Here is a 12,455-nt window from a genome sequence, read left to right as displayed (position 1 = left end):
AAAGGGAGCACTTGGTCCGATTGCGTGACTATTATTATAACATATCCCGTCGGCCCTCGCATAAGAGGGGTCAGGAATTCACGATTTCGCAAAATTTCTTCTCGCCCTCTCTCCCGCCGCCGTCCAGGACAAGCGCAGCTTCCCGTCCCACTCGGGCTCAAGACCCAGCCGCGCGCGCCGAAGGTCCTCCTCCCGGAAGTCCGGCCAATCCGACGCTCGGGTATCCGCCGCGAGCAGCAGCCTGCGCTTGCCGTCCTCTTCTTCGAAGACGCGGATGAGCAGCCCGCGGACGTTGGAAGACGTCCCGTAGGCGAGCCGGACGAGCTCCGCGGCGTCCATCCAGAACGTCCGCTCGGGATCGGTTCCCGGGGCGATCTTCAGATCGACCGACAGGATGTCGTGGTTCCACGACACTCTCGAGAGACGCGGCTCCAGCGGAAGCGAGATCAGGGCGTCGACGAGAACGTCGTCCGAGAGAGCTTCGACGCGCTGCGGCGTGAACGCGGCTCTGGCGGACTCCCTGCGCTCCTCCGTCCATCGGTCCAGACGGGGCAGTTGGCCGAGCAGAACGACGACCGCGAACGAGGCCGCCAGCAGATAGGCCCATCTCCGATCGAACGTCACCGTATCCCCGCCTTCCCGTCCTTCTATCCCCCATTACCCATTCTACAAAAAAAAGAGGCAGGCTATGCCTGCGACTCGAAGAATAGTCCGGCGAAATTCCGCGGTCCGGGCGGGCGCGGGAAGGCATGAGGCCGCCGGAGCGGCCCGCGGCGGCGGCCGGCGGATCCGTTAATCGTCGGTCTCGACGACTCCGAACTTGGTCATGATCGTGGCCTTGCCCCGCACCTTGATCGCGCCCGTATGGTTCGTGAACTGGGCGATCAGCACTTCGCCGCGGTCCAGCTTCTCCGTATGGTGGAACCGCGTATCCTGCCCCCGTGTCAGTCCGATCACGTGGACTCCGTTGTCCTTCGCCTTCACGACGATATATTCCCCGTTCGTTGCTACCGGATCCATCGATAGTCAGCCTCCTCTTTGAATCTCACTATGAACGATCGCGGCGGTCCCTGTCAATGGAAAGACCACTTGCTCCTAGGAGTAAGTGGTCTTCAACGTTGAGCGGGCTTCGCATCAAGCGCCGCGGCTCGTATGTAATGGTCGGAGTAGCGGGATTCGAACCCACGGCCTCATCCACCCCAAGGATGCGCGCTACCAGGCTGCGCTATACCCCGAAAGAAGTACGAGAGTGATTATAGCACAGGCCGAAAGCGAAGCGCAACCCCGGAACCATCACAAAATAAAGCAAATCTTCTTTTATTTAATGCCTTCCTTCAAAGCCTTGCCCGGCTTGAAGGCAGGGATCTTGCCGGCCGGAATCTCGATCTCCACGCCGGTTTGCGGGTTGCGGCCCTTCCGCGCGGAACGTTCGCGCACCTCGAAGTTGCCGAAGCCGACGAGCTGAACCTTGTCTCCGTTCTGCAGAGCTTCGGAGATTACGTCGAATACGGCGTCGACGGCCGAGGTCGCGTCCTTCTTGGACAGATCGGTCAATTCGGATACTTTGGCGATCAGTTCGGTTTTGTTCATGACTTTCACCTCCCTGGGCGGATACTGGCTTGTTATCTGTTTATCCGTTTCACCAGAAATTATACACAGAGATGCCGCGAAGTTTCAAGCGAGACGCGGCTCGCGGGACTTCGCGGCATCTATGGCGGCTACGTTCTCTTGCGATGCATGTTGATGAAGGTGACGGCCAGCGCCAGCACGAGGACGGCGCCCTTGACGATATCGTTCACGTAATACTCGACGTGAAGCATCGTCAAGCCGTTTACCAGAACGCCGATCAGGACGGCGCCTACGAACGTCCCGATAACGTTCGGACGTCCGGCGCCAAGCACGGAATAGCCGACGAAGACGGCGGCCACCGCTTCCATGAGCAGCGGCGCCCCGGCGTCGATCTGGCCGGAGCCGACGCGCGCGGCGAACAGGATGCCGCCGATGGACGCCAGCACGCCGGACGCGATGTACGCGTACGTGCGCACGCGCTTGACGCGCAGGCCCGACAGGCGAGCCGCTTCCTCGTTGCCGCCCGTCATGATCATCTGGCGGCCCCAGCGGGTGTATTTGAAGAACAGGTGAACGGCGACGACCGCTATGACCATCAGAATAACCGGGAACGGAATGCCGAGCAGCTTGCCCTGCCCGATCCACAGGAAGTCCTTGTACATCTCCCCAGGCGCCTTCGTGCCGTCGGTCCGCTGCATATGGCTGTAAATCGCGTAGCCCTTCGTGTACGTCTTGTGCACGCCGCTGATGATGTACATGACGGCCAGCGTCGCCAGCAGGTCCGGGATGCGGATCTTGACGATCAGAAGCGAATTCAGCAGGCCGACGAGCGCCCCCACGACGAGGGGAACGACGAGAACGACGACGAGCGGCATCTCGAACCAGACCATCATCGTCGCCGTCACGACGGTGGACAGCGACACGGTCGAGCCGACCGACAGGTCGAAGCCGTCGACCGTGAGCGAGATCGTCACGCCGATGGCGATGAACGTCACGATCGAGATCGAACGCAGGATGTCGGTCAGATTCCCGTAGGTGAAGAAGAATTCGTTATAGAGCGAGAAAAAAAGCAGGATGACGCCGATGAAGATGAGGGCGCCGTATTTGAACGAGAATTGCATCAGTTTGTTTTTCAAGCTGGCTCCTCCTGACCCGCGCTCGCGAAGTAGAGCAGATTCTCCTGCGTCGCCTCTCCGCGAAGGAATTGTTTAACGATCCGTCCGTCGCACATGACCAGAATCCGGTCGGCCAGGCCAAGCGCCTCCGCGAATTCGCAGGTCAAATACAGAATGCCCTTGCCTTGGGCGGCGAGCTCCCCGATGATGACGAAGATGTCGCGCTTCGCCCCGACGTCGACGCCCTTCGTCGGCTCGTCGAACACGAACACGTCCGCGTTCGTGTTCAGCCACTTGCCGATGGCTACCTTCTGCTGGTTGCCGCCGCTCAGGTAGCCCGTCAGCTGGCCGGCGGATGGCGTCTTGATGCCGAGACGCTCGATGACGCCCGACGCGTTGCCCTTCTCGCGGGAGCCGGAGAGGAAGCCCCAGGAGCTGATCTGGCGCAGGATCGGCAGGCTCAGGTTGTGCAGAACCGACTCCTTGACGAGAATGCCTTCCTTGCGCCGCTCCTCGGGTACGAGGACGATGCCGGATTCGATCGCGCCCGTCGGGGATCCGAGGTCGGACCGCTTCCCGGCGACCTCCACCGTCCCCCGTTCGGCGACGTCCGCGCCGAAGAGCAGCCTCGACAGCTCCGTCTTCCCGGCGCCGACGAGGCCCACGACCGCGACGATCTCGCCCCGTCGCACTTCGAGGTCCACGCCCCGGACTCGCTTGCCGAGAGCCAGATCCTTCACGGACAGGACGGTCTCGCCGATCGTCGTCTCGATTTTCGGATATTCGTCCTCCAAGCTCCGGCCGAGCATCGCATGGATAACGTCGGACGTCTCGAGCCGGCTCGCCGGTTCCGTCAGAATCATGCGGCCGTCGCGCATGACGGTGATCGTGTCGCTGATCCGGAACACCTCGTGCAGACGGTGAGAGATGAACACGATGCCGATGCCCGACGCCTTCAGCTTATCCATGATGCGGAACAAATGCTCAGTTTCTTCCGTGCTGAGAGGGGCGGTCGGTTCGTCGAAAATAACGATTTTCGCTTCCTCCACCATCACGCGCGCGATGAGCACCATCTGCTTCTCCGCGAGAGTCAGCTCCTCGATCTTCTTGCGGACGGGGATGCTCAGGCCGAGCTCCGCGAGAAGCTTCTCGGCTTCCGCGTACAGATTGCCCCAATTCAGCCAGGCGCCCGTCTTCTTCGACGCGATGCGGTCCAGGAAGATGTTCTCCGCGACCGACAGCTGCGGCACGAGCGACGTGTCCACCTCTTGATAGACGCAGTGGACCCCGGCCGCCTTCGCGTCCGCCGGCGAGCGCATGCCGATCTCGCGGCCTTCGATCCGGATGGAGCCTTCGTCGGCTTCGTAGGCGCCGGACAGAATCTTCATGAGCGTGCTCTTCCCGGCGCCGTTCGCCCCGAGCAGCGCGTGGATCTCGCCCCCCCGCACCGCGAATTCGGCTTCGTGGAGCGCCTTGACGCCGGAGAACGACTTGGAGATTCCGCTCATCTGAAGCAAGTTCGCGTTACCCATTCGCTATCGTCACATCCTTTGTGCAGATTGCTTCAGACAGCAGGAAACGGCGCGGCTATTCGCCCGCGCCGTACCGCTATCCGTTCATTCGAGCCGTCCTTATTTCGCGCCGACGGCCGCTTCAAGCTCTTTCAAGTAATCGGTGTTGCCTTGGTCGCTCTCGCCCCAGCCCGGAACGTACTGGGCCAGGTCCGCCGTCGTCACTTGCTTGTCCTTCGGCAGGGCGTCGCGGCTGACGTAGACGGAGTCGATCTGTACGGCCGCCTCCGGCGTGTCGCCGTGCAGCGCTTGGTACAGGTAACGGACTTGAACCGTGCCGATCGTCGTCGGATCGACGGCCGCCGAAGCGACCCACGGGCTCGTCGGATCCTGGATCATCGCCAGGTCTTCGTCGCTCATGTCGATGCCGTACACCTTGATCTCGTCGCGGCCGGCTTGCTTGATCGCGTTGGAGGCGCCCTTCGCGAATTCGTCCCATGCCGCCCATACGGCCGTGATGCTGCCCTTCTCCGGATACTGCTTCAGAATGGCTTCCATTCTCGTCTGCGCGTCAAGCTGAGGGTTGGACGCATCGCCGAAGGACGTGATCTCCTTAATGTCCGGATACTTCTTCTGGAAGGCCGCGTACGATTCCTGGCGGCGCTCCATCGGAGCGAAGCCGGCTACCCATACTTTGACGATGTTGCCTTTGCCGCCGGCGTCTTTAGCCAGCTGCTCCAGCGTCTGTTCGGCCATCTTCTGGTCGTTCTGCGACAGGTCGGTGACGCCTCCGATGCCAAGCGCCGCGTCGAAGGCGACGACCGGAATGCCGGCTTCCTTCGCCTTGTTGACGCCGGCCGTCAGGGCGTCGGCGTTGCCGTGGTCGATCAGGATGCCGTCGAACTTCTGGTTGACGGCCGCGTCCAGGTTGGACGCCATCTTGCTCAGGTCGTTGTCGGACGCGAATACGGTCACTTCGCCGCCGAACTTCGCGGCTTGCTTCTTCACGCCGTCGATGTATTGAGCCGAGAACGTGCCTTGGTTGAACTGCATGACCAGGGCGATCCTCTTGCCCTTCAGCGACTCGACGCCGGACCCGGAAGCTTCCGGAGAAGCGGAGCCGGATGCGGATGCCGACGCGGAAGGCGATGCCGAAGCGGATTCGCTCGCTCCGCCGTTATTGTTGTTCTTGCTGCCGCAAGCCGTCAGCGCCAGCGCGAGCACCAGCACGAGCGACAGCCAGACGCCGATGCGTTTCGTTTGTTTCATGTCGTTCTGTTCCTCCCCTAGTATAGCTTGTCTCATTTGCTAGAACTTATCTTAGTTGCTATTCCCGACTATGTCAATTGGTTTTCCAGACTTAATCGCGAATACCGCTCACAAAATCAAATTTTATGCGAATTATGTCGAAATAACAAGAGTATTTTCATAGATTTGCGCAAAACGCCATCGGCAAGCTTGGAATCGCGCGGAATCGGAACCGTTGCTTTATAGGCGACCGGAGCCACGATTTGATCTGCGCGTAAGAACGCGGGAAGACGCTGCGCTGACTTTTAAGCTCGCAATCGCCCGTCCGCCATGCGCGGCTCCCCTCTAAACGCCTATTGAGACCGATCCATTTAGAACGAGCATACCCGTTAACGGCAACGTTCCAATCGTTCTGCCGACTGGATTTCGGGATTCGTTCGATTTTCGAATTCCGAACCCTCATATTCCGAGAAATCGCTATTGAGACGGTCTTTCGCATCAAAAAAACGCCTCCCCGAGGGGAGGCGCTCTCCCGCCGAACCGTATCGGCGGCGAATGTTACAGGATGATGGCGATCAGGCCACCGGAGCCTTCGTTGATGATGCGGCCCAGCGTCTCTTGCAGCTTGTAGCGGGCGTTGTCCGGCATCATGGCGATCTTGCCCTGGATGCCTTCGCGGACGATGGAGTGCAGCGACCGGCCGAAGATATCGGATTCCCAGATCTTGATCGGGTCCTTCTCGAAGTCCTGCATCAGGTAACGGACGAGCTCCTCGCTCTGCTTCTCCGTTCCGATGATCGGCGCGAATTCCGACTCGACGTCGACGCGGATCATGTGGATCGAAGGAGCGGTCGCCTTCAGGCGGACGCCGAATCGCGAGCCCTGGCGGATGAGCTCCGGCTCGTCGAGCTGCATCTCCGCGAGCGTCGGGGCGGCGATGCCGTAGCCCGTCGTCTTGACCATCTCGAGCGCTTCCGCGAACCGGTCGTACTCCCGCTTCGCGTGCGCGAACTCCTGCATCAGCTGCAGCAGATGATCCTTGCCGCGGATCTCCGTTCCGACGACCTCCTGCAGGATGCGGTCGTACAGCTCATCGGGAGCGTACAGGTCGATCTCGGCGACCCCTTGGCCCATGTTCATGCCGCTGAGGCCGGCTTTGGCGATGAAGTCGTATTCGAGGAAGTTCGAGACGACGCGGTCGACGTCCCTCAAGCGCCGAATGTCCTTGACCGTGTCGCGGACGGAGTTCTCGTAGCTGGAACGCAGCCAGTGGCGCTCGCCGAGCACCATGACCCAGCTCGGGAGATTGACGTTCACTTCGTGAACCGGGAATTCGTAGAGCACCTCGCGCAGAACGCTCATGACTTCCTCTTCGCCCATCGTGGCGACGCTGAGCGTAATGACGGGAATATCGTATTTGGCGGCCAGCTCGCCCCGCAGCGCGAGCGCTTCCTCGCTTCTCGGCCGGGTCGAGTTGACGATGAGCACGAACGGCTTGCCGACTTCCTTCAGCTCCTGCACGACCCGTTCTTCCGCTTCGACGTAAGCGCTCCGCGGAATCTCGGCGATGGTGCCGTCGGTCGTGACGACGACGCCGAGCGTCGAATGCTCTTGAATGACCTTGCGGGTTCCGATCTCGGCCGCTTCCTGGAACGGAATCGCTTCCTCGAACCAGGGGGTCGAGATCATGCGCGGGCCGTTCTCGTCCTCGTAGCCCTTCGCTCCTTCGACCGCGTAGCCGACGCAATCGACGAGCCGGACATTGACTTCGAGACCTTCCGCCACCTTGATCTGCACCGCGTTGTTGGGCACGAACTTCGGTTCCGTCGTCATGATGGTTCTGCCCGCCGCGCTCTGGGGAAGCTCGTCGATCGCACGCACCCGGTCCGCTTCATGCGCGATATTCGGCAGTACGACGGTCTCGACGAACCGTTTGATGAAGGTCGATTTGCCCGTCCGGACGGCGCCGACGACCCCGAGGTAGATATCGCCGCCCGTACGTTCGGCGATATCCTTGAAAATGTCCACTTTTTCCAATGAGATTCCCTCCCCTTCGTAATCGCGAAGCCTGCGTGGATCCGTCAGCGCGACGGACTCGTACACGAACTTGGACTGCTACCATTGTATGTGCGTAAGCCCGGTTTATGACGCAACCGAAGAAGAAATCCCGTTAAAAAACAGGCCCGCGTTCCTCTCATTCCCCATGATCTTATGAGAGGATCGGCCGGCGTATGTCGGAGGGAACAAAAAAGAAGACCGCCATCCCATCTGCGGGAATAGCGGTCTGGCCCTTCTATGCGGTTCTATCGCCATGAATCGAGCGCCGAAGGCGATCCATCAGTCGTCCGGATCGGATTCGCACGCGGCTCGTCCGTCTGCGGCTCGTCAATCCTCCAGGCGCGCGACGGGTTCTCCGTTCACCCAGGCATAGACGGGCGACTTGACGGGAACGTAATACGACTCGTCCACCAGAACCCGGCGCAGATCCTCGTCCGCGGACGGCGTCTTGCCGGACTTGCGCACGGCCGTCGCGATATCCAGCGCGTAATCGTAGTACACGCGACCCGCCTCGTCCGCCAGGAACGACAGCGTCTGCCCGGAGTACATGCTGCGGACATCGGGCTCCGATGCGCCCAGCTTCTTGAAGTCGACGCTCCAGAAGCCCGGGTAGCGCTCCTCGCCGAGCGGCGGCTTGCCTCCGTGCTTGTTCATGTAGGCATCGACCTTGCCCTGGACCGTCAGCGCCTGTTGGAACGCCGGGATGTTCAGAAGCTTCACGGTCGGCTTCGTCTCTTCGTCGATGACGAGGAACTGGTTATGCCCCCCGTTCTCGAAGGCCGCCCCCGGGATGCTTCCCAGGTAATCCATCCGCTTCAGCTTGCCGAGGTCGATCTTGAACTTCTCGTAGACCGGCGTCGACTCCTCCGCGCTGACGATCGGCAGCAGCCCCGTCGCTTCCTTGTACCGGTCGACGGCGTCCTGAACGGCGAGCACCGCCTGCCGGTCGGAGGCATCGTGCCCCGGCGTCGCGTCGTCGGGGTACAGACATCCGGATAAGGCCGCCATGGCCAGGACGAGCATCGCGAGCGCGGCCGCCCGCCGGCTCCCCCGCCGCGCCAAGCCCCGTATCATTGCTGTCATATCTAACGTTCATCCTCCCGCATTACCACAATTCTTCTTCTTCCCGCTGCTTGGCCAGCATCCTGCGGACCGCCGCCTTCAGCGGATCCTCCGGCACGCGGACCGTGACGTCCGCCCGTACCCTCGCCTGGCAGGACAGCCGGGTCCCTTCCGCGAGCAGGGGGCCGAGCTTCCGCCGCTCCGCGGGCGTCGGCTCGGAGAGCGCCGCCGCTTCATCCGCGTCGACCGCTACCTTGCACATCAAGCAGCCGGCCACGCCTCCGCAGCGCGTCCGGACTTGCGCCTTCGCCCGCCGGGAAGCTTCGAGCAGCGTCGTGCCCGAGCGAACGGCAGCGGTCTGTCCGTCCGGCAGAAACGTAACCCGGACCGTCGGCGTTCCCGACATCGCGCCCCCTCCGTCCTTGGCTATCTAAAAATAAGTTCGGTTCACCGCCGTCAGCTCGCCGTCCCGCTTCACGACGGCTTGGCAGCCGAGCCGGTATCCCTGATCCAGCTCTTCCGGGCCCAGGCGGTCCCATTCCTCGTCGGTGTACTCTTCCAGCAGGTCCGCTCCCGATTCGATCCGGCACCGGCAACGGGCGCAGGTGCCGCGCGAGCAGTTGAACTGCCAATCGACGCCGGCCTGCTTGGCCAGCTCCAGGAGCGTCCGGCCGACGCCGGACTCGACCGTCTTCGTCAGGGTTCGTCCCGTCAACGTAATCATGTTGTTCCCCCGAATCTCTACTATACAATGGAGATAAGTCCGCAGATCATACCCGCGAACAGCATGACGAAGGCGACCAGCGACAGCAGGAACCGCAGAACGCCTCTCGTCTTCATCCTCGTAACCATAATCAGCACCGCCGCGAGAACCATAAGGCCGATCCCCACGAACGACACCCACATCTTCATCATCGGATCCATCGTCGTTATTCCTCTCCGCGATATCCCTACAAAACGGAGAATATTATACCATTAATAGGGACGAAAAAAAAGGAAGCCCTTGCGCGGCTTTGTCGCACAGGGCATCCTTCGCATTTCGCTTTTTCGGTATTTAGCCTTTTGGCCTTTTGGCCTTCTGCTCTTCTGGTCTTTTAGCCTTCTGGTCTTTTGGCCTTTGCGCTTCTTTGGAAAGCTTACTTGAAAATTTTGAGGCGCTGTTCGACCGGCTGGAACGACTTCTCGCCGGGCTGGCCCGTCGGTTTGCCGAACGGCATCTGGGCGATCAGCTTCCAGCTGTCCGGCAGCCCCCACGTCTTGCGGACCTCTTCGTCGATAAGCGGATTGTAGTGCTGCAGCGACGCGCCGAACCCTTCCGTCTCGAGGCTTGTCCAGACGGCGAACTGATGCATGGCCGACGCGTGCTCCGCCCAGGTCGGGAATCGGTCGGCGTACGATTCGAACTGGCTTTGAAGCTGCTTCACGACGTCCTGGTCCTCGAAAAACAGCACCGTTCCGTACCCGTTCTTGAACGAAGCCATCTTCTCTTCCGTCGATTTGAACTTCTCGGCGTCGTTCACGACTTTGCGCAGCGTCTCCTTCACGAGATCCCACAGCTTGTCGTGCTGGGCGCCGAGAAGCAGCGCGATTCTCGTCGACTGGGAATTGAACGACGAAGGCACGTGAAGAATCGCCTCGCGCAAGATTTGTTCGATCCGGGAATCCGGGACGACCGCTTCTTTGCCGATGGAATAGTAGGTGCGCCTCTTGGCGATCGCGGCAAGAAGCTCGTCCGTCAATTGAGCCGTTGTCATGGGATTCGTCTCCTCCTTCATGATGTCGCGGCCTTATTTTCCCCGTATCCGGACCGTCGCATCCCGCGCAAAAAAAGAACCATTTCTTTCCGTCTGGAAAAGAAATGGCCCTGTTCCGTCCGATCGCCGAGCTCACTTTTTGATCATCATTTTCATCAAGCCCTCGAGATTGTCGAGGTTCATCCCGCTCTTCTTCACGGCGCCGACGATCTCCTTGACCGTATCCTCCGATACCGGCACGCCGGCCATCGTCGACACCTGCTTGATCAGCTGCCGGATTTGAGTCTCGCTTTGCAAGGTCGACGGGGTCACGTTGCCCGCGATCTTCTTGAGCGACGATTCGCTGATCGTTTTGCCCGTCTTCTTGTTGACGGTGTTCAGAATGTCCTTGGAAAATTTCTTGTCCATGCTTCCCCTCCTCCGGGTTGATGCATTGTATCCTATGAAGAGGAGGGGCAAACGGTGCGGGCAGGCCGTCGTCTCTTACCCGTTTAGGCGCAGGCCCGCGCTCTCGATCTCGTGCGTGCGGACGCGTCCCATCAGGGCGCCGACGGCGTCGGAAGGCGGCTTGTTCTCGAACAGCACGCGATGAAGCTCGTTCGTGATCGGCATCTCCACGCCGAATTGCCGGGCGAGCTTGTGCGCCGCTTGGGTCGTGCGGACGCCCTCGACGACCATGCCCATCCGCCGCAGCACTTCATCGAGGCCGAGCCCTTGCGCGAGCATCGACCCGGCTCGCCAATTGCGGCTGTGACGGCTCGTGCACGTCACGATCAGGTCCCCTACGCCGGCGAGCCCGGCGAAGGTGAGCGGGCTCGCGCCCATCGCCGCGCCGAGCCGGCCGATCTCGGCGAGCCCGCGCGTGATGAGGGCGGCTCTGGCGTTGTCGCCGAAGCCGAGCCCGTCGGAGAGACCCGCGCCGAGCGCGATGATGTTCTTGATCGCTCCGGCCGTCTCGACGCCGACGATATCGGGATTCGTATAGACGCGGAAGTAGTTGTCGTTCATGAACAGGTCCTGCGCCTCTTCCGCGATCGGAATCGAGCTCGAAGCGACGACGACGGTCGTCGGATGCCGGTCGATCACTTCTTCCGCGTGGCTGGGACCGGACAGGACGACGATCTCTTCCTCCGGCCGCGCGAGCTCCTCCGACAGCACGGTGGACATCCGCTTCAGCGATTCGCTCTCGAAGCCCTTCGTCGCGTGCACGACGAGCGCGCCCGGCTTCAAGTGCGGGGCGGCGAGGCGGGCGACTTCGCGCATCGCCGCCGACGGCGAGACGAAGACGACGGCGTCGGCGGAGCCGACGGTCCGCTCTATGTCGGTCGATGCCGCCAGCGCGTCGGGCAGGCGCGCTTCGGGCAAATATTTGGAGTTGCGCTTCTCTTCGTTGATCTCCTTCGCCTGAGCCGCGTTCCTCGTCCAGAGCGTGACCCGGTGGCCGTTGTCCGCGAGAACGCGCGCGAGGGCGGTGCCCCAGCTCCCGGCCACAAGCACCGCGACGGATTTAGACGCCATGCGGCTCTCCTTTCTTGCTGCCTCCCAGCTTGTTCTCGGTGCCGTTCAGCAGCTTGACGATGTTCTTGCGATGGCGAACCACCGCGAGGACGGCCACGATCACGGCTCCCCAGATCATCGGCCGGTCCCACCCGCCGATCGCCAGGATAATGGGCAGCAGGACGGCGAAGATCATCGAGCCGAGCGAGACGTAACGCGTAAGAGCGATAATAAGGATGGCCGTCATTCCCGCGATGAGCACGGGAACGAAGGCGAGAGCGATCATCGCTCCGACGGTGGTGGCGATGCCCTTGCCGCCCTTGAAGCGGAAGAAGATCGGCCAGTTATGGCCGGCGATCGAAGCGAGTCCGCAGACGACCGGCAGCCAGGCGTAGTCGTCTCCCATCAGGGCGCGTCCGAGCAGGACGGCGACGACGCCCTTGGCGATGTCGAGCAGGAACACGGCGATCGCCGGTCCCTTGCCGAGGACGCGCAGCGTGTTGGTCGCGCCCGCGTTGCCGCTGCCGTGCTCGCGGATGTCGATCTTGCGCAGCCAGCGCGCGAATAGAATGCTGAAGGATACGGAGCCGAGCAAATAGCTGGCCGCGATGGCGATAATCGTTCCCGTCAATGCCGTCTCT

The 12,455-nt window shown here is 61.5% G+C and carries 15 protein-coding genes and 1 tRNA gene; all 16 read right to left on the bottom strand.

The genetic code is table 11. The annotated features are described in order from the left end of the window. Nucleotides 1-78: 78 nt before the first annotated feature. Complete coding sequence (locus H7B90_RS01995; RefSeq protein WP_185134191.1) at nt 79-624, bottom strand: hypothetical protein; 546 nt, start codon at nt 622-624, stop codon at nt 79-81. A 168-nt stretch (nt 625-792) separates the two neighbouring features. Beyond that, entirely contained in the window at nt 793-1,020 is a 228-nt protein-coding gene (gene mtrB, locus H7B90_RS01990; RefSeq protein WP_185134190.1) for a trp RNA-binding attenuation protein MtrB, read from the bottom strand. A gap of 138 nt (nt 1,021-1,158) precedes the next feature. Further along, nucleotides 1,159-1,235, bottom strand: a tRNA-Pro gene (locus H7B90_RS01985). Between the two features lie 82 nt (nt 1,236-1,317). Next, the gene (hbs, locus tag H7B90_RS01980; protein ID WP_185134189.1) at nt 1,318-1,590 is read right to left on the bottom strand and encodes a non-specific DNA-binding protein Hbs; all 273 of its coding nucleotides are present in this window, start codon (nt 1,588-1,590) and stop codon (nt 1,318-1,320) included. Between the two features lie 128 nt (nt 1,591-1,718). Then, entirely contained in the window at nt 1,719-2,705 is a 987-nt protein-coding gene (locus H7B90_RS01975; protein ID WP_185134188.1) for an ABC transporter permease, read from the bottom strand. Next, nucleotides 2,702-4,216, bottom strand: a complete 1,515-nt coding sequence (locus H7B90_RS01970; RefSeq protein WP_260410666.1) for a sugar ABC transporter ATP-binding protein — start codon at nt 4,214-4,216, stop codon at nt 2,702-2,704. The genes H7B90_RS01975 and H7B90_RS01970 overlap by 4 nt, the downstream gene beginning before the upstream one ends. A gap of 99 nt (nt 4,217-4,315) precedes the next feature. After that, entirely contained in the window at nt 4,316-5,464 is a 1,149-nt protein-coding gene (locus H7B90_RS01965) for a sugar ABC transporter substrate-binding protein (protein WP_185134187.1), read from the bottom strand. Nucleotides 5,465-6,001: 537 nt separating this feature from the next. Continuing rightward, on the bottom strand, nt 6,002-7,480 hold the full coding sequence (spoIVA, locus tag H7B90_RS01960) for a stage IV sporulation protein A (protein ID WP_185134186.1): 1,479 nt from the start codon (nt 7,478-7,480) through the stop codon (nt 6,002-6,004). Nucleotides 7,481-7,828: 348 nt separating this feature from the next. Beyond that, complete coding sequence (locus H7B90_RS01955; protein ID WP_260410665.1) at nt 7,829-8,584, bottom strand: YphF family lipoprotein; 756 nt, start codon at nt 8,582-8,584, stop codon at nt 7,829-7,831. 22 nt (nt 8,585-8,606) lie between these two features. Further along, entirely contained in the window at nt 8,607-8,969 is a 363-nt protein-coding gene (locus H7B90_RS01950; protein WP_185134185.1) for a 2Fe-2S iron-sulfur cluster-binding protein, read from the bottom strand. Nucleotides 8,970-8,993: 24 nt separating this feature from the next. After that, on the bottom strand, nt 8,994-9,287 hold the full coding sequence (locus tag H7B90_RS01945; protein WP_185134184.1) for a 2Fe-2S iron-sulfur cluster-binding protein: 294 nt from the start codon (nt 9,285-9,287) through the stop codon (nt 8,994-8,996). Between the two features lie 20 nt (nt 9,288-9,307). Continuing rightward, nucleotides 9,308-9,487 carry a DUF2768 family protein gene (locus tag H7B90_RS01940; protein ID WP_185134183.1) on the bottom strand — a complete coding sequence of 60 codons (180 nt, stop codon included), beginning with the start codon at nt 9,485-9,487 and terminating at the stop codon, nt 9,308-9,310. Nucleotides 9,488-9,699: 212 nt separating this feature from the next. Continuing rightward, nucleotides 9,700-10,317: a nitroreductase family protein gene (locus H7B90_RS01935; protein ID WP_221481885.1), complete on the bottom strand. Its 618-nt coding sequence runs from the start codon at nt 10,315-10,317 to the stop codon at nt 9,700-9,702. A 132-nt stretch (nt 10,318-10,449) separates the two neighbouring features. After that, nucleotides 10,450-10,725: a stage VI sporulation protein F gene (locus H7B90_RS01930; protein WP_185134182.1), complete on the bottom strand. Its 276-nt coding sequence runs from the start codon at nt 10,723-10,725 to the stop codon at nt 10,450-10,452. Nucleotides 10,726-10,800: 75 nt separating this feature from the next. Continuing rightward, nucleotides 10,801-11,835: an NAD(P)H-dependent glycerol-3-phosphate dehydrogenase gene (locus H7B90_RS01925; protein WP_185134181.1), complete on the bottom strand. Its 1,035-nt coding sequence runs from the start codon at nt 11,833-11,835 to the stop codon at nt 10,801-10,803. Further along, nucleotides 11,825-12,445 (bottom strand): glycerol-3-phosphate 1-O-acyltransferase PlsY, encoded by a 621-nt coding sequence (gene plsY / locus H7B90_RS01920; RefSeq protein WP_185134180.1) that lies wholly within the window; start codon nt 12,443-12,445, stop codon nt 11,825-11,827. The genes H7B90_RS01925 and plsY overlap by 11 nt, the downstream gene beginning before the upstream one ends. Between the last annotated feature and the right edge of the window lie 10 nt (nt 12,446-12,455).

The organism is Cohnella xylanilytica, assembly GCF_014212175.1.
GTDB lineage: Bacteria > Bacillota > Bacilli > Paenibacillales > Paenibacillaceae > Cohnella > Cohnella xylanilytica.
This window is presented reverse-complemented; position numbering and strand designations above follow the sequence as displayed.

Excerpts from the sequence above, each read along its gene's own strand:
- H7B90_RS01950 (WP_185134185.1), bottom strand. The coding sequence starts at position 8,969 with ATGTCGGGAACGCCGACGGTCCGGGTTACGTTTCTGCCGGACGGACAG.
- H7B90_RS01925 (WP_185134181.1), bottom strand. The coding sequence starts at position 11,835 with ATGGCGTCTAAATCCGTCGCGGTGCTTGTGGCCGGGAGCTGGGGCACC.
- H7B90_RS01965 (WP_185134187.1), bottom strand. The coding sequence starts at position 5,464 with ATGAAACAAACGAAACGCATCGGCGTCTGGCTGTCGCTCGTGCTGGTG.
- H7B90_RS01945 (WP_185134184.1), bottom strand. The coding sequence starts at position 9,287 with ATGATTACGTTGACGGGACGAACCCTGACGAAGACGGTCGAGTCCGGC.
- mtrB (WP_185134190.1), bottom strand. The coding sequence starts at position 1,020 with ATGGATCCGGTAGCAACGAACGGGGAATATATCGTCGTGAAGGCGAAG.
- H7B90_RS01970 (WP_260410666.1), bottom strand. The coding sequence starts at position 4,216 with ATGGGTAACGCGAACTTGCTTCAGATGAGCGGAATCTCCAAGTCGTTC.
- H7B90_RS01940 (WP_185134183.1), bottom strand. The coding sequence starts at position 9,487 with ATGGATCCGATGATGAAGATGTGGGTGTCGTTCGTGGGGATCGGCCTT.
- hbs (WP_185134189.1), bottom strand. The coding sequence starts at position 1,590 with ATGAACAAAACCGAACTGATCGCCAAAGTATCCGAATTGACCGATCTG.
- H7B90_RS01955 (WP_260410665.1), bottom strand. The coding sequence starts at position 8,584 with ATGACAGCAATGATACGGGGCTTGGCGCGGCGGGGGAGCCGGCGGGCG.
- H7B90_RS01930 (WP_185134182.1), bottom strand. The coding sequence starts at position 10,725 with ATGGACAAGAAATTTTCCAAGGACATTCTGAACACCGTCAACAAGAAG.
- H7B90_RS01935 (WP_221481885.1), bottom strand. The coding sequence starts at position 10,317 with ATGACAACGGCTCAATTGACGGACGAGCTTCTTGCCGCGATCGCCAAG.